Below are 15,208 nucleotides of genomic sequence, written 5' to 3'. Positions count from 1 at the left end.
GAACTTCACAGGCGACACGAATACGCGTCGCCTGTGAAGAAAATGTTGGTCTGTGGGCAGTGGTCCTGCTGGTCGACGGCTCGGAGCCGCTCGGTCTAGCCGTACCTCTAGCCGGCTGCGTTGAGCTCCTCGACGGCCTCCTGAGGGAGGCTGAAGCGCGTGGCCTCGATGGCGTCAGTGAGCTGGGCGACACTGCTGACGCCCACGATCGGGGTGATCATCGGCTGCTGGGCGTTGAGAAGGGCCAAGACGACCTGGCTCGGCTTCATGGCAAGACGCTCCGACCACGTGCGCAGCGCTGTCAGCCGCTTGTCAGTCCCCGGGTGCCTGTAGGCCTCGGGCAGCGGGCGTTCTGGGTGCTCGTAGGCGCCGGTCAGCAGCGGCGTGTAGGCCCATAGGTCCAGCCCGCAGCGCTCGGCGAGGTCCTTGCTCTCGCTGGTCATCATCCCGTGGGGGTGGTCCTCGCCCTCTACCGGGGTATCCGGCCTCGGGTGGAGGTACGACTCCCGCAGCTGCAGGGCGCTGAAGCCGGCCGAGCCCCGCTGCTGAGCGTGCACGTTGGCTGCGGCGGCGTACCAGGCCGGGTGGTTGGACAGCCCGATCCGTGCGGTCAGCCCTTGGTCAACCAGGGCGCCGAAGCTCTCAGCGACATCCGCGACCGACTGCTCCCGGTCCTCCATATGGGCCCAGTACATGTCGACGTGCTCCGTCTGCAGGCGCTGCAGACTGTCCCGGATGGCCTGGTTGACGGTCTCCCTGCCGAGACCTTCCACGGCGCCCGGAAAGCCGTGGGGGCGGGTCGGCTCCGCGCCGGCCTTGGTGCTGATCCTCACCTGGTCGCGCACGCCGCGATCAGCGAGCCACTGGCCGATGACGGTCTCGCTCTGGCCCCCGAGGCCGGACTCGGCTCCCCAGAAGGCGTAGCAGTTCGCGGTGTCGATCCACTGGCCACCCAGATCCAAGTAGGCGTCGAGGATCTCACGGGACTGGGTGGCGGACAGGCGGGTTCCGAAGTGCATGGTGCCCAGCGCCATGCGGGGATGTGCGTCAGTCATCGGCTTCCTCTCCTCCGTGTCATCAGGGTGAGCGGTGCGAAGCACGCCAGCGACCATAACCGAATCTGCACACACCGACAAGAACTTCACAGACGACACGAATACGCGTCGTCTGTGAAGAAAATGTTGTTCTGTGGGCGGCGCAGTACCGGCGTTCTCAGCCCTGCGTGCTCGGGGAGGCGTCCTGCTGCTGGAGGACGCCCGAGGAGCCTGAGCCACCCTTCTGGTTGCCATCACTCGAGCCCGAGCCTGACTGCTGGTCGCCGCTCGAGCCCGAGCCGGATCCACTGGAGGAGTCCCCGTTGGGAGTGGTCCGGCCGGCCCCGCCGGAGCCTCCTCCTGGACCGCCTTGGCCGTTCTGACCGCCCTGTCCACCAGGGCCACCGCCGGGCATCTGCCCACCGGGCCCGCCCTGACCGCCGGGACCTCCCCCACCAGGGCCGCCCTGGCCCCCTCCGGGCATGCCCTGACCGTTGCCGCCTCCCTGCTGCTGGGCCTGACCGTGCTGGGAGTGGGAGCTGAGCAGCTCGTTGGTCCCCCACCCAGCCCCGAAGGAGCCCGCCAGCAGCGCCACCCCGGCAGCGCCCACGACGGCACGACGGCGGTACCAGGGCCCGCGAGCCTTGGTCCGGGCCTTCTTGGCCGCGGCGGATGCGGAGGGCACGACACCGATGGTCGCGGCGTTCTGAGCATCCGGGGACGCCCACGCCCCGCCCAGCCGGGTGTCGGCAGTGCTGCTGCCAGCAGCCGAGTGAGTCGCCCCAGAGCCCTTGGCGGAGTCCGGCGTGACGTCCTTGGAGAGAGCCTCGGTCCTCACCGAGCCTGAGTCAGTGGTTCCCGCAGTGTCCTTAAGGTCCTTGACGTCCTTGGTGCCGTCACGGCCAGGGTCGCCCGCCGCGCCCTGCGGCAGGTGCTGCGCTGCGGCGTCGGCGGCATCGGCGGCGTCCCTGGTGGGGAGGCTCTCCGTGGCCGCGTCGCGCGGGGAGGAAGTGGCGTCGCCACCGGAGGAGACGTGCTTGGTCATGGGTGTCCTTTCAGTCTGTTTCCCGGCCCGGCCGGGGCTGGAAGAGACGTTAAGAACCCGCGCTGTGCCCGGGGCAGGTCGAGCCTGTGGACCACCTATGTGCGACGCGACGCCGCTCCCCTACTGATCCCTACTGATCCCTGGCCACCAGGGTGTTGGAGGCCTGGGCCCGCGGCCGCACCACCATGGAGTCGATGTTGACGTGAGCGGGCAGCTCCAGCGTCCAGACGATGCAGGCGGCGACGTCGTCGGCGCTGAGCGGTTCGGCGACACCGGCATAGACCTTCGCGGCGGCCTCGGCGTCCCCGTGGAGACGGTTGAGGGAGAACTCCTCGGTGGCCACCATGCCGGGGGCGATCTCAATGACGCGCACCGGCTCCCCCACCAGCTCCAGGCGCAGCGTGTTGGCGATGATCCGCTCGGCGTGCTTGGCCGCCACGTATCCGCCCCCACCGGGGTAGGTGTCGTGGGCCGCCGTGGAGGTGAGGAAGACCAGGTCCCCGCCCCGCTCCCGAAGCCCGGGCAGGAAGGCCTGGCTCACGCGCAGGGCCGCGAGCGCGTTGCGCTCGTACATGGTGGCCCACTCCTGGGCGCTGCCCTCGGCGACCGGGTCGACCCCCAGCGCGCCACCGGCATTGTTGACGACGGCGTCGACAGCTCCGCCGGCCAGCACCTCACCGGCCAGGCGCTCGACGTCGCCGGGCTCCTGGAGGTCGGCGGCCACCCACGTGCAGCCGGTCTCGGCCGCCAGCGCCTCAAGGCGCTCCACCCGCCGCGCGGTGGCGACGACCTCCCACCCATGGGAGCGCAGGAGGCGGACGGTGGCGGCACCGATACCGGTGGAGGCACCTGTGACGAGGGCACGGCGGGCCGGGGCGGAGACGGCGGAGTCGACGGTGACGTTCTTCGGGTTCTCGTTCATTGGTCCACGATACGTCCCTGTCACGCTCGCCTGGCACAATCGGCCTCGATTCGCACGGGTTCACCCAGACCCGCTCGCGAAGCCCAGCACACTCGGCCCCACATCGGAAGGCCCCCTATGAACGCCATCATCCTCGCCGTCCTGGTCATGCTCATCCTGGCGATGCTGCGCGTCCATGTGGTCCTGTCCCTGTTCGTCGGCGCGCTCGCGGGCGGGCTGAGCGCCGGCCTGGGCATCAGCCGCACCATGGTCGCCTTCCAGGACGGGCTGGCCGCCGGGGCCAAGATCGCCCTGTCCTACGCGCTGCTGGGGGCCTTCGCCATGGCGGTGGCGCACTCTGGTCTTCCCCAGCTGCTGGCGAACTGGCTCATCGGCCGCATTGAGAACAAGGACGAGTCCGCCTCCCGCAGGGCCGTGCGCACCACCACCATGCTGGTGCTGGGCGGACTCACGGCCATGGCTGTCATGAGTCAGAACCTCATCCCGGTTCACATCGCCTTCATTCCACTGGTGGTCCCTCCGCTGCTCCTCGTCATGAGCCGTCTGCAGCTGGACCGTCGCGCCGTGGCCTGCGCCATCACCTTCGGTCTGGTGACCACCTACATGTTCCTGCCCCTGGGCTTCGGGCGGGTCTTCCTCCATGACATCCTCTACGCCAACATCGAGGAGGCGGGCCTGGACGTCTCCAACATCCCGGCCACCCAGGCCATGGGGATCCCGGCGCTGGGCATGCTCGCGGGGCTGCTCATCGCCGTGTTCGTCACCTACCGCAAGCCCCGCGTCTACCGGATCGACACCGGCGGCAACGCCGGCTCGGGCGATGAGGTCTCCGGCCCGGTCGAGGTCAAGCCTGTCAAGGTTGTCGTGGCACTGATCGCTGTTCTCGCCTGCTTCGTGGTCCAGACCATCCTGACCTGGACGGGGTCCAAGGCCGACCCGCTCCTGGTCGGGGCCCTGATCGGTCTGCTGCTATTCATGGCCACCCGGGTCGTCACCATCGCTGAGGCCGACGACGTCTTCACCGGCGGCATGCGGATGATGGCCCTCATCGGGCTCATCATGATCACGGCGCAGGGCTTCGCCGCCGTTTTGAAGGAGACCAGGCAGATCGAGCCGCTGGTGAAGTCGGCGACCTCCTTGTTCGCGGGCTCCAAGCCCGCCGCCGCCTTCGTCATGCTGCTCGTGGGCCTCATCGTGACCATGGGCATCGGCTCGTCCTTCTCCACCCTGCCGATCATCTCGGCGATCTACGTGCCGCTGTGCGTCTCTCTGGGCTTCTCGCCGGTCGCCACGGTCTCCCTCATCGGGACCGCCGGGGCCCTGGGGGACGCCGGCTCACCGGCGTCGGACTCCACGCTGGGGCCCACGGCCGGGCTCAACGCCGACGGGCAGCACGACCACATGCGCGACTCGGTCATCCCGACCTTCCTGCACTTCAACATCCCCCTGCTCATCGCCGGGTGGATCGCCGCACTGGTGCTCTGAAGGCCGACCGGCGCCCCGGAAGTCGCACTGCCCAGCGCGCCGCCGCGGTACGGTGATGGCCTCATGTCGCTCACGAGCAGGAGGCCTTCATGCGTATCGGGTTCATCGGCGCCGGCAACATGGTCAGCGCCATTGTGCGAGGGGCCGTGGCCGCGGGAACACCGGCCGGGCACCTGCTCCTGACCAGCAAGCACGGCTCCGCCGAGCGCCTGGCTGGGCAGGTCGGGGCCGTCCATGTGCCCGACGCCGCCGAGCTGGTTTCACGCAGCGACGTCCTCATCGTGGGCCTCAAGCCCTACGTCATCCCCGATGTCCTGCCCCGGCTGTCGGAGGCCATCGCCGCCAGCCGCCCCCTGGTGGTCTCCATCGCGGCCGGTGTGCCCTTGGAGCGTTTGGAGTCGATGCTGCCGAGCGGTACCCGGGTGGTGCGCACCATGCCGAACATGGCTGCCTCCGTGGGCGAGTCGATGACGGCACTGGCCCCTGGCAGCAGTGCGAGTGCCGAGGACCTGGAGACGGTACGCACCCTCATGGAGACCATCGGTCGCACCGTGGTCCTGGAGGAGAAGGACTTCTCCTCCTTCATCGGTCTGGCGGGCTCCTCCCCCGCCCTGGTGTGCGCCTTCATCGACGCCCTGGCTCGCGCCGGCGTCATGGGAGGTATCCCCAAGGCCCAGGCCGTCCAGATCGTCGCGCAGGCGGTGCTGGGGACCGCCCGCACCGTGCAGACCGAGGCTCAGCGCACCGCCGAGGGAGGCCACGGCCGCACCCCGGCCGACCTCATTGACGCGGTCTGCTCCCCCGGAGGGACAACAGTGGCGGGCATGGTGGCCCTGGAGCGGGCCGGTTTCTCCGACGCCGTCGTGCGCGCCTTCGAGGCCATCACCGAGAGGGACCGCGAGCTGGGCGCCTGATCGCAGTCCCAGGCCCAAGGTCCCATATCTCGCCTATCCGCTGCCGCAGACCGCCACCGGTGCCCTGTGCGGCAGCGCGATCTTATTCCGCGTCCTGACGGGTTAAAGTGCACCCCCAACGCCCCTGCCGTGACTCGAAGCACAGATCATTCCTGCTTGTCGCCAGGTAAATGCATGGTTACTGTTTCGGCCATGACCTTCTCTCACGCAGCGTTCTTCAGCGGTACCTATCCCGCTGATCTTCTGCGTGCCCATGCGGTCATGTGTTGTCGGGCCTGACCAGCGCCTGACACCACGGGGACTTCCCCCGCAACGAGGTATCCGGCGCAATGAAGCGTCCGGAAGGCCCCGTTGAGACGGCTGACGCCAACCGAACGGCCCTGCAGGCTCTCCACGCAGCAGCACACCAGGCCGCCCCCCCGGACGCTCCTCATACGCCAATGACACGCCACCGTCATGGAGGAGCAATGACCACCACCGTCACGCCACCCGCCCGCACCCTGCGCCCACCGCGCAAGGCCCGTTCCAACGGCCAGTGGGCCCTCGACGGGCGCAAGCCGCTCAATGACAACGAGGCCTTCAAGCAGGACGGGGACCCGCTGGCGGTGCGCGACCGGATCGTGAACATCTACGGTCCCGGCGGCTACGAGAGCATCGCGCCCGATGACCTCAACGGCCGTTTCCGCTGGTGGGGTCTGTACACCCAGCGCAAGCAGGGGATCGATGGCGGCCGCACCGCTCAGCTGGAGGCCTCCGAGCTCTCCGACCGCTACTTCCTGCAGCGGGTGCGTCTGGACGGTGGGAGCCTGAGCCGCGAGCAGCTGCGGGTGCTCGGCTCGGTCTCCAACGACTTCGCCCGCGGCACCGCCGACATCACTGACCGCCAGAACATCCAGCTGCACTGGGTGGAGATCGACAACGTGCCCGAGCTGTGGCAGCGACTGGAGTCGGTGGGGCTGACCACGGTCGAGGGCTGCGGGGACACGCCTCGGGGGTTCCTGGTCTCCCCGGTGGCCGGCATCGCCAAGGACGAGGTCATCGATCCGACCCCGCTGGCCCGTGCCATCAAGGACACCTACCTGGGTGACCCCGAGCTGGCCAACCTGCCCCGCAAGTTCAAGACCGCCATCACCGGCTCCCCCAGCCTCGACATCCTCCACGAGATCAACGATGTCTCCTTCGTGGGCGTCAACCACCCCGAGCTCGGTCCCGGCTATGACCTGTGGGTGGCCGGGGCCCTGTCGACCGCCCCGCGTCTGGGCCAGCGGCTGGGGGCCTTCGTCACCCCTGAGGACGCCCTCGACGTCTGGTACGGCGTTATCCGCATCTTCCGCGACTACGGCTACCGTCGCCTGCGCAACAAGGCCCGGCTGAAGTTCCTCATGGCCGAGTGGGGGCCGGAGAAGTTCCGTCAGGTCCTCCAGGACGACTACCTGGGGCGCGCCCTGCCCGACGGGCCGGCCCCCGAGGAGCCGAGCGGGGACTCCGACCACATCGGCGTCCACGAGCAGAAGGACGGCCGCTTCTGGGTGGGGGCCAAGCCGCCCGTCGGCCGGTTGAGCGGGGACGTCCTGCTGGGCCTGGCCGACCTGGCCGAGCGGGTCGGCTCCAACCGCGTGCGCACCACCCCGCTGCAGAACCTGCTGCTCCTGGACGTGCCCGCCGAGAAGGTCGACGACGCCGTCGCCGGTCTGCGCGAGCTGGGGCTCGATCCCGATCCGGGTGCCTTCACCCGATCGACCCTGGCCTGCACCGGGCTGGAGTTCTGCAAGTTCGCGATCGTGGAGACCAAGAAGCTGGCGGCGCGTGTCTCGGCCGAGCTCGACGCTCGCCTGGCCGACACCGACCTGGAGCGGCGCATCACCCTGACCGTCAACGGCTGCCCGAACTCCTGCGCCCGCATCCAGATCGCGGACATCGGCCTCAAGGGCCAGATCATCACGGTCGACGGCGAGCAGATGCCCGGCTTCCAGGTGCACCTGGGCGGTGGCCTGGCCGCCGATGGGCGCGCCGAGGCCGGCCTGGGCCGCACGGTGAGGGGGCTGAAGGTTCCCGCCTCCGGCCTGGTCGACTACGTGGAGCGCCTGGTGCGCCGCTACCTGGACCAGCGCCTCCCTGAGGAGAGCTTCGCCCAGTGGGCGCACCGAGCCGATGAGGAGGCCCTGCAATGAGCGCCACAACCACTGACCGCACCCAGGCATCCCTGAACGTGGCGCACCGTGCTCCCGCCGCCTCGAGGTCACGGGGAGCCGGCTCGGCCCCGCTGCGGTCCACCGAGGAGCTGCGCGCTCTGGCCGAGGCCGGTGCGCGCGAGCTCGGTGACGATGCCCCGGCCCTCGACGTCGCCCAGTGGGCGGCGCAGAACTTCCCCGACACGCTGGCCGTGGCCTGCTCCATGGCCGACGCCGTCCTGCCGCACGTGGTCTCCCGGGTCCTGCCCGGCGTCGACGTCCTCTTCCTGGACACCGGTTACCACTTCACCGAGACCGTGGGTACCCGCGACGCCGTGGCCGCCACCATGGACGTCACCGTCGTCGACGTGACTCCTGAGCTGAGCCTGGCCGAGCAGGACGAGCGCTACGGGCCGGATCTGTGGTCGCGGGACCCGGCCGCCTGCTGCCGTCTGCGCAAGGTCGAGCCGCTGGCGAGGGCCCTGAGCGGCTACGAGGCCTGGGCCACCGGGGTGCGCCGCGAGGACGCCCCCACCCGCACCCACACACCGTTGATCGGATGGGACGCCACCCACGAGATCGTCAAGATCAATCCCCTGGCTGCCTGGAGCATGGAGGAGCTGACCGGCTACGCCGACCAGCACGGCGTGCTCATCAACCCCCTCCTGTACGACGGCTACCCCTCGATCGGCTGCGCCCCGTGCACGGCGCGAGTCAAGCCCGGAGACGACCCCCGTTCCGGCCGCTGGGCCGGATTCACCAAGACAGAATGCGGAATCCACCTATGAGCATCACCCTGACCCACACCCGTCCGGCCCCAGCCCCCTCCTCCGCCCCCCATCAGACGCCGGAGCTCGAACCGGCCGGCCTGGCCGACCTCTCCAGGGCCCCCGCCACCGCTGAGGCCCTGGACATCCTTGACGTCCTGGAGGCCGAGGCTATCCTCGTCATCCGGGAGATCGCCGCCGAGTGCCGCCGCCCCGTGCTGCTGTTCTCCGGGGGCAAGGACTCCGTGGTCATGCTGCACCTGGCGCGCAAGGCCTTCTGGCCCGCTCCAATCCCCTTCCCCGTCCTGCACGTGGACACCGGTCACAACTTCCCCGAGTTGCTGGCCTACCGTGACCGGACGGTCGAGGAGCTCGGTCTGCGGCTGGTGGTGGCTCGCGTCCAGGACTACATCGACGACGGCCGTCTGCGCGAGCGCACCGACGGCACCCGCAACCCGCTCCAGACCATCCCGCTTCTCGACGCCATCGAGGAGGGCGGCTTCGACGGCGTCTTCGGCGGCGGGCGCCGCGACGAGGAGAAGGCCCGGGCCAAGGAGCGCATCGTCTCCCTGCGCGACGAGTTCGGCCAGTGGGACCCGCGCAACCAGCGCCCCGAGCTGTGGAACCTGCTCAACCCCCGCCACCGCCCCGGTGAGCACGTGCGGGTCTTCCCCTTGAGCAACTGGACCGAGCTGGACGTGTGGCGCTACATCGAGCGTGAGGACATCGCCCTGCCCGGCCTCTACTACGCCCATGAGCGTGAGGTCTTCCTGCGTGACGGGATGTGGCTGGCGGCCGGCGGCGTCAACCGGCTACGCGACGGCGAGCAGGTGGTCACCCGCACCGTGCGCTACCGCACTGTGGGCGACATGTCCTGCACCGGCGCCGTCGAGTCCGAGGCTGCCACCAACCACGACATCGTTCTGGAGGTCGCCGCCTCCACCCTGACCGAGCGGGGAGCCACCCGCGCCGATGACCGCCTGAGCGAGGCGGCCATGGAGGACCGCAAGAAGGAGGGCTACTTCTGATGAGCACCCCCACCCTCACCGACATCCCCGCCGAGGCCGAGGCACGCGCCGCCGCCACCGGCTCACTGCTGCGGCTGGCCACGGCCGGCAGCGTCGACGACGGCAAGTCCACGCTCGTGGGCCGCCTGCTTTTCGACTCCAAGTCCGTACTGCGCGACCAGCTGGCCGCCGTCGAGCAGGTCAGCCTGGATCGGGGCCTGACCAGCGCCGACCTCGCCCTGCTGACCGACGGTCTGCGGGCCGAGCGGGAGCAGGGCATCACGATCGACGTCGCCTACCGCTACTTCGCCACCCCGCAGCGCTCCTTCATCCTGGCCGACTGCCCCGGGCACGTGCAGTACACCCGCAACACGGTCACCGGCTGCTCCACGGCCGACGTCGTCGTGCTGCTGGTGGACGCCCGCAACGGGGTCCTGGAGCAGACGCGCCGCCACCTGGCGGTCGCCGCCCTCCTGCGGGTCCCGCACGTCATCGTCGCGGTCAACAAGATCGACCTAGTGGACTTTTCCGCCGAGGTCTACGCGGCCATCGAGGCCGATATCCGCGCCGTGGCAGCCGAACTGGGCGTGGCCGAGATCCATGTCCTACCGACCTCCGCGCTCCTGGGGGACAACATCGTCGAGGCCTCGGCCAGCACGCCCTTCTACGAGGGGCCGACCCTGTTGGGGCTGCTGGAGTCCCTGCCCACCGCCCGTGAGGAGGGCGCCTTCCGCATGCCGGTCCAGCTGGTCATCCGCCCCCAGGGGGCGGCGCCGGCGCCTGAGCTGCGCGACTACCGGGGCTACGCCGGGCGGATCGCCTCGGGCACGGTACGCGTCGGCGACCCCGTGGTGGTGCTGCCCTCGGGCAGGCACTCGCGCGTGGCCGGCATCGACCTGGGCGAGCGCAGCCTGGAGGAGGCCGTCGAGGGCCAGTCGGTGACGGTTCGCCTGACCGACGATATCGACGTCGCCCGCGGTGACACCCTGGCCGCGGCGGGGGACGCGCCCCAGGTGCTCACCGAGGTCGACGCCCGCGTGTCCTGGCTGAGCGAGGAGCCCCTGCGCCCCCGGGCGCGAGTGCTGCTCAAGCACGGCGCCCAGACGGTCCAGGCGATCGTACGCGCCATTGAGGGACGCCTCGACCTGGATGACCTGACCACGGTGCCCGCTGACCGCCTGGAGCTCAACGACATCGGCCTGGTTCGGCTGCGTCTGGCCTCGCCGGTGCCCTTGGCCGACTACTCGGTCTCCCGGTCCGACGGCGCCTTTCTCCTCATCGACGCACACGAGGGCGGCACACTCGGGGCGGGCATGGTGCAGCTCGCAGGCGCAGGGCGCGCAGAACCGGCTGCGGCCGCCGCCTCAGGCAGGGGCTGAGACATGACCCACGACGTCTCTCCCCATGGACCCGACGGCTCCGCGGGTTCCACGGATGGCTGGGTGGCGCTGGTGGGCGGCGGCCCGGGCAGCAGCGGTCTCATCACCGCCCGCGGCCTGGAGCTGTTGGGCCGGGCGGACGTGGTCGTCGTCGACGCGCTGGCCCCCCGCGACCTCCTGGAGGACCTTGACCCCGGCACCGAGATCATCGACGCCTCCAAGCGTCGCGGCCGGCACGTCATGAGCCAGGAGGAGATCGACGCGCTCCTGGTCGACCTGGCCCGCAGCGGCAAGGGGGTGGTCCGTCTCAAGGGCGGCGACCCCTACGTGCTCGGGCGCGGCGGGGAGGAGGCGGCCGCCTGCCGCCGGGCCGGTGTCGTCGTCGAGGTCGTCCCGGGGATCACCAGCGCCATCGCCGTGCCCGCGGCGGCGGGGATCCCCGTCACCCACCGGGGGCTGTCGCGCGGCTTCTCGGTCATCACGGCACATGCGGATCTGGGGGTGCTCCCCCAGCGCCGCGACCACACCCTCATCCTGCTCATGGGGGTCTCCCGGCTGCGGGACTCGGTCACCTCCCTGCTGGAGGCCGGCAGCGATCCGACCACTCCGGCGGCAATCATCGAGCGCGGCTACCACCCCGATCAGCGCGTGACCACCACCGAGCTGCGATGTCTGGCCGACGTCGCCGCCCGGTACGGCGTGACCGCCCCCGCGGTCATCGTCATCGGCGACGTCGTCACCCTGAGCCCGTACTGGGCTGACCGAGTCGTCGAGGAGGCCCGGCCGGCGAGCCCCGCCGCGTGAGTCCTCCTCGGCGCATGCAGACTGAATGTCCCGGAGTCACTGATGCGCAAGCTTGTTCTTCTCGCCCTCGTCGGCCTGGCCGCCCAGCTGGTCGACGGCTCCCTCGGGATGGGGTACGGCATGACCTCCTCCTCCCTGCTGCTTCTGGCCGGGCTGAGCCCGGCACTGGCCTCGGCCTCCGTGCACCTGGCCGAGATCGGCACAACCCTGGCCTCGGGGGCCTCCCACTGGAGGCTGGGCAACACCGATCCTCGCCTGGTGGTCCGGCTGGGGCTTCCCGGCGCGGTGGGGGCCTTCGGCGGAGCCACGGTCCTGTCTCACCTGTCGACCCGCGCGGCGACCCCGGTGACGGCGAGCCTGCTGATCCTGCTGGGGGCCTATATCCTGGGGCGTTTCTCCCTGCGCCCGCCCCAGGGTTCCTGCAGCCGGCGCTCACCGCACGGCAGGCGGCTCCTGGTTCCCCTGGGACTGGTGGGCGGTTTCGTTGACGCCACCGGCGGTGGCGGCTGGGGGCCGGTCGTGACGACGACACTGCTCACGGGTGGTCGCACAGCGCCGCGCACCGTGGTCGGCTCGGTGGGGGCCTCGGAGTTCCTGGTGACGGTGGCGGCCTCAGCCGGATTCCTCACCGGACTGGGCACCGCGGGCATCAGCCTCGGGATCGTGCTGACCCTGATGGCCGGCGGGCTCGTGGCCGCACCGATCTCCGCCTGGCTGGTCTCCCGCCTGCCCGGAGCGGTGCTGGGCACCGCCGTCGGCGGGCTGATCCTGACCACGAACCTGCGGGTGCTACTGTCCTGGGCCGAGGCCTCGGCTCAAACCGGGGTCGTGTTGTACAGCGCGCTCGGGGTGATCTGGGCGGCCTTCCTGACCCTGGCGGTCCGCAAGGCACGCGCCGCTGCCACAGAGATTCGAGAGGAGACCGAGCAGGTGCTTGAGGAGGTCCACGCCGATCCTCCACGCGGCCACGAGCCTGAGACTGCTGTCCTGGAGGAGGCAATCGCCGCCGGCGGTCCCGTCACCCCGAGGCCGGTCGAGCCGACTCGTCCTCACACGCACGCGGTTCTGGTGGTGGAGCCGGCATGAGCAAGCGTCCCCTGGTGCTGCTGGCCCACGGCTCGCGCCGGCCCGGGCCGTCCTCGGTCCTGTCGCGTACCGCTGAGCGCGTCGGCACGATCCTGCCGGGGGTGGAGGTGCGTACCGGCTACGTCGAGCTCCAGCCCCCGGACCCGGCCACGGCCCTGGAGGGGCTGGTGGATCCGGTGGTGCTGCCCTTCTTCCTGGCCCGCGGCTATCACGTCGTCCATGATGTACCGGCCGCAGTGGAACAACACGGGTCGGGGACGGTCACCGGGCACCTGGGGGTCGAGGAGCACCTGGTGGAGGCCGTCGCGCAGCGTCTCCACGAGGCATCCGCGCCCCTGGGCGGGCTTGCAGGACTCGACCACATCGTCCTGGGCGCGGCCGGGTCGCGTCAGGCGGTGGCACTGGAGGAGGTTGAGACCATCACTCGCCTGCTCGAGGCGCGTCTGGGGCGCGAGGTGACGCCCGCCTACCTCTCGGCTGCGCGCCCCAGCGTCCGTGACGCGGTGAGCACGGCCCGGGCCCAGGGTGCCAGGCGGGTGGGCGTGGCCACCTATCTGCTGGCGGAGGGGCGTTTCCACCGGGCCCTGCATTCCACGGGCGCCGACGTCGTGGCCGCTCCCATCGGCGACCACCCGGCGCTCGCCGAGCTGGTGGCCCTCCGCTACCGGGAGCAGGTCGCCTGACCGCGGGACCCTTCCTCCATCAAGAAGGACACTTTCAGCGGAAGGCAACCTTTTCCGTGCCTCTACGCGAAACATGCCGCTCTCGGCGGAGGAGGAATGTCAGTCACTGCCATCCTCAAGGAGTCGCTCGGACAGGCGCTGAATGATGGGTTCGACCTCCTGCGAGGTGGTGGCTGCTGCACTCACGCGGCCGAAGATGCCCACAGCCAGAAGTCCGAAGGCCGTCTCCTCATCCTGCTGGTTCGGCTCACGGCGTCCATGGGAACGGGCCACCATGAGTGAGGTCTCTCTCAGCCAGCGGCGCCAGCTGCCGGCCAGCCGATCCCGAGAGTCCTCATGACGAATCGCGTAGAGCCAGGTCTCCAGGTGCAGGACAACATCCTCCATAGGAAGCTCCTGGAGCTGCTCGCCCCACTGGTCGGGGCTCGCCATCTCCCGAGTGGCCTCATCCGGGCTCTCCTCACCACAGGTGACGACCTCCAGGAACAGGGCCTCCTTGGAGGGGAAGGAGGAGTAGAAGGCCCCCTTGGTGAATCCAGCCGCCGAGGCGATGTCGCTGACCGACGCCCCCTCGTAGCCCTTGGCGGCAAAGACCTCCCTGGCAGCAGCAAGGATCCGCGCCCTGGTCTCCTCGCTCCGACGGCGTCCACCGCCCCGACCCGGGGCAGCGCCGCTGACTGCAGTGGAGGCAGAGGCCAGCTTCCGAGAGGCGAACTCCAGGGAGGCCGCTACCGCACTCTCACTGCTCCGGCGCGCTCCCTGACCGGCCGCCCCCACTGCACGGGAGAAGGCGGTGATCGCCTCATTGAGGGCGCGAGTCGCCTCCCTGATGTCATCAGAGGCGGAGGCCCCGGAGTCATCACTGTCACTGTTCGTCCCACGGGCGGAGCTCCTGGCGGTCATGCCCCCACTGTAGAGGAGGCCCCTCAGAAAGGGGTTCACGGCACTTCCCCCTCCACGTTCGTCACTCCCTCCACCGGTCTCCGACCATGTGGTATTCCGGCCGGTTCAGGGCCGCCTTCCCAGTGCCCATGACGCTCCGGCAACGGACACCGAGCACCACACGCACAGCACGACCCAGGAACGGGTGGGCATGGTGGCGTCGTGCGGGAACAAACCGGCACGCACCACCTGAGCCATGGGCTCGAAGGGCAGCCAGTGGTGGATTTCCTGGGCCCAGTCGGGGAGCCTGTCGGCGGGGAAACTGACAGGCGAGAACAGCATGATGCTGAAGGCAAGCACCTGGGAGAGGATCTGAGCCAGGGCCGGAGCCAGGAGCGTGGCGATGGCGTATCCGATGCAGGCCGCTGTCAGGGCGACCAGTACGGCACCGGGCACCAGCCACCACTGCGGGGCGAGGTCGACGTCGAAGCGGGCGTTAGCGACGATGACGCCCACAACCAGACCGGGCAGTGCAAGAGTGGTCCAGATCGCGAGGTCTGCCAGGAGGAAGGCGATCCGGGGGACGGGCAGGGTGCGCATCCAGTCCAGGCTGCCCTCAGTGCGGGACTGGGAGACCCACTGGGGCGTCATGATGAGTCCCAGCGAGATGAGCGCGATCGCCGGGCCGCCGCCGGCCAGGTAGAGACTCGCCTCGCGGTCTGGGTGTCCCGCGATGAGCCCGTATCCCAGGACCATGGAGACGGACAGCAGCGTCTGGACGATGATGAACAGGGGCAGCATGGGGAGGCTGCGTCGGAACTGCCACTGGATGAGCAGGCCGAGCTGGTATCGGAGCGGAGTCGCCCGAGACACCTCCCCGAGGCCGGTGCCACTGGCCTGGTCCGGATCAGCCGTCGTACTGGTTGGAGTAGACATCATGTTCTCCTTCATTTCCTGATTCTCTGGGGACGAGAGTCGCACCGCGCTCACGCGCCAGCGCGGGGGCGACGCGAATCATCGGGACGGTTC

Annotated in this window: 14 protein-coding genes; 9 read left to right on the top strand and 5 right to left on the bottom strand. The window is 70.0% G+C overall.

The features are described 5' to 3' along the window. Window positions 1–107: 107 nt before the first annotated feature. The 3 genes from FK267_RS07395 to FK267_RS07385 form a co-directional block, all read right to left on the bottom strand. Entirely contained in the window at window positions 108–1,055 is a 948-nt protein-coding gene (locus tag FK267_RS07395) for an aldo/keto reductase (RefSeq protein WP_141406803.1), read from the bottom strand. A 157-nt stretch (window positions 1,056–1,212) separates the two neighbouring features. Further along, on the bottom strand, window positions 1,213–2,079 hold the full coding sequence (locus FK267_RS07390) for a hypothetical protein (RefSeq protein ID WP_141406802.1): 867 nt from the start codon (window positions 2,077–2,079) through the stop codon (window positions 1,213–1,215). Window positions 2,080–2,209: 130 nt separating this feature from the next. Beyond that, on the bottom strand, window positions 2,210–3,001 hold the full coding sequence (locus FK267_RS07385) for an SDR family NAD(P)-dependent oxidoreductase (RefSeq protein ID WP_141406801.1): 792 nt from the start codon (window positions 2,999–3,001) through the stop codon (window positions 2,210–2,212). Window positions 3,002–3,118: 117 nt separating this feature from the next. On the opposite strand from FK267_RS07385, the gene FK267_RS07380 reads away from it, so the two are divergent. The 9 genes from FK267_RS07380 to FK267_RS07340 all read left to right on the top strand — a co-directional run bounded on the left by FK267_RS07380 (window position 3,119) and on the right by FK267_RS07340 (window position 13,297). Next, window positions 3,119–4,486: a Na+/H+ antiporter family protein gene (locus tag FK267_RS07380; protein ID WP_141406800.1), complete on the top strand. Its 1,368-nt coding sequence runs from the start codon at window positions 3,119–3,121 to the stop codon at window positions 4,484–4,486. Window positions 4,487–4,575: 89 nt separating this feature from the next. Then, window positions 4,576–5,400, top strand: coding sequence for a pyrroline-5-carboxylate reductase (gene proC, locus FK267_RS07375; protein WP_009406966.1), 825 nt, complete (start codon window positions 4,576–4,578; stop codon window positions 5,398–5,400). A gap of 467 nt (window positions 5,401–5,867) precedes the next feature. Further along, the gene (locus FK267_RS07370) at window positions 5,868–7,571 is read left to right on the top strand and encodes a nitrite/sulfite reductase (RefSeq protein WP_141406799.1); all 1,704 of its coding nucleotides are present in this window, start codon (window positions 5,868–5,870) and stop codon (window positions 7,569–7,571) included. Next, window positions 7,568–8,359, top strand: a complete 792-nt coding sequence (locus FK267_RS07365; RefSeq protein ID WP_141406798.1) for a phosphoadenylyl-sulfate reductase — start codon at window positions 7,568–7,570, stop codon at window positions 8,357–8,359. Before FK267_RS07370 ends, FK267_RS07365 begins: the two co-directional genes overlap by 4 nt. Further along, window positions 8,356–9,366 (top strand): sulfate adenylyltransferase subunit CysD, encoded by a 1,011-nt coding sequence (gene cysD, locus FK267_RS07360; protein ID WP_141406797.1) that lies wholly within the window; start codon window positions 8,356–8,358, stop codon window positions 9,364–9,366. The genes FK267_RS07365 and cysD overlap by 4 nt, the downstream gene beginning before the upstream one ends. Continuing rightward, window positions 9,366–10,724 (top strand): sulfate adenylyltransferase subunit 1, encoded by a 1,359-nt coding sequence (locus FK267_RS07355; RefSeq protein WP_141406796.1) that lies wholly within the window; start codon window positions 9,366–9,368, stop codon window positions 10,722–10,724. The genes cysD and FK267_RS07355 overlap by 1 nt, the downstream gene beginning before the upstream one ends. 3 nt (window positions 10,725–10,727) lie before the next feature. Then, window positions 10,728–11,528: a uroporphyrinogen-III C-methyltransferase gene (gene cobA / locus FK267_RS07350; RefSeq protein WP_141406795.1), complete on the top strand. Its 801-nt coding sequence runs from the start codon at window positions 10,728–10,730 to the stop codon at window positions 11,526–11,528. Window positions 11,529–11,570: 42 nt separating this feature from the next. Further along, entirely contained in the window at window positions 11,571–12,614 is a 1,044-nt protein-coding gene (locus FK267_RS07345) for a sulfite exporter TauE/SafE family protein (protein ID WP_141406794.1), read from the top strand. After that, on the top strand, window positions 12,611–13,297 hold the full coding sequence (locus FK267_RS07340; protein ID WP_141406793.1) for a sirohydrochlorin chelatase: 687 nt from the start codon (window positions 12,611–12,613) through the stop codon (window positions 13,295–13,297). Before FK267_RS07345 ends, FK267_RS07340 begins: the two co-directional genes overlap by 4 nt. A 99-nt stretch (window positions 13,298–13,396) precedes the next feature. On the opposite strand, the gene FK267_RS07335 is transcribed toward FK267_RS07340, so the two are convergent. Together FK267_RS07335 and FK267_RS07330 are read right to left on the bottom strand one after the other, a co-directional pair. Next, window positions 13,397–14,200, bottom strand: a complete 804-nt coding sequence (locus FK267_RS07335) for a TetR/AcrR family transcriptional regulator (protein ID WP_141406792.1) — start codon at window positions 14,198–14,200, stop codon at window positions 13,397–13,399. Window positions 14,201–14,305: 105 nt separating this feature from the next. Next, the gene (locus tag FK267_RS07330) at window positions 14,306–15,115 is read right to left on the bottom strand and encodes an ABC transporter permease (protein ID WP_141406791.1); all 810 of its coding nucleotides are present in this window, start codon (window positions 15,113–15,115) and stop codon (window positions 14,306–14,308) included. Window positions 15,116–15,208: the final 93 nt, after the last annotated feature.

This window comes from Actinomyces oris, from assembly GCF_006546825.1.
GTDB classification, from domain to species: domain Bacteria; phylum Actinomycetota; class Actinomycetes; order Actinomycetales; family Actinomycetaceae; genus Actinomyces; species Actinomyces oris.
This window is presented reverse-complemented; position numbering and strand designations above follow the sequence as displayed.

Coding starts and splice junctions, on each gene's coding strand:
- FK267_RS07370 (WP_141406799.1), top strand. CDS start 5,868: ATGACCACCACCGTCACGCCACCCGCCCGCACCCTGCGCCCACCGCGC.
- FK267_RS07340 (WP_141406793.1), top strand. CDS start 12,611: ATGAGCAAGCGTCCCCTGGTGCTGCTGGCCCACGGCTCGCGCCGGCCC.
- FK267_RS07330 (WP_141406791.1), bottom strand. CDS start 15,115: ATGTCTACTCCAACCAGTACGACGGCTGATCCGGACCAGGCCAGTGGC.
- FK267_RS07380 (WP_141406800.1), top strand. CDS start 3,119: ATGAACGCCATCATCCTCGCCGTCCTGGTCATGCTCATCCTGGCGATG.
- cysD (WP_141406797.1), top strand. CDS start 8,356: ATGAGCATCACCCTGACCCACACCCGTCCGGCCCCAGCCCCCTCCTCC.
- proC (WP_009406966.1), top strand. CDS start 4,576: ATGCGTATCGGGTTCATCGGCGCCGGCAACATGGTCAGCGCCATTGTG.
- FK267_RS07355 (WP_141406796.1), top strand. CDS start 9,366: ATGAGCACCCCCACCCTCACCGACATCCCCGCCGAGGCCGAGGCACGC.
- FK267_RS07395 (WP_141406803.1), bottom strand. CDS start 1,055: ATGACTGACGCACATCCCCGCATGGCGCTGGGCACCATGCACTTCGGA.
- FK267_RS07345 (WP_141406794.1), top strand. CDS start 11,571: ATGCGCAAGCTTGTTCTTCTCGCCCTCGTCGGCCTGGCCGCCCAGCTG.
- FK267_RS07335 (WP_141406792.1), bottom strand. CDS start 14,200: ATGACCGCCAGGAGCTCCGCCCGTGGGACGAACAGTGACAGTGATGAC.
- FK267_RS07385 (WP_141406801.1), bottom strand. CDS start 3,001: ATGAACGAGAACCCGAAGAACGTCACCGTCGACTCCGCCGTCTCCGCC.
- FK267_RS07365 (WP_141406798.1), top strand. CDS start 7,568: ATGAGCGCCACAACCACTGACCGCACCCAGGCATCCCTGAACGTGGCG.
- cobA (WP_141406795.1), top strand. CDS start 10,728: ATGACCCACGACGTCTCTCCCCATGGACCCGACGGCTCCGCGGGTTCC.
- FK267_RS07390 (WP_141406802.1), bottom strand. CDS start 2,079: ATGACCAAGCACGTCTCCTCCGGTGGCGACGCCACTTCCTCCCCGCGC.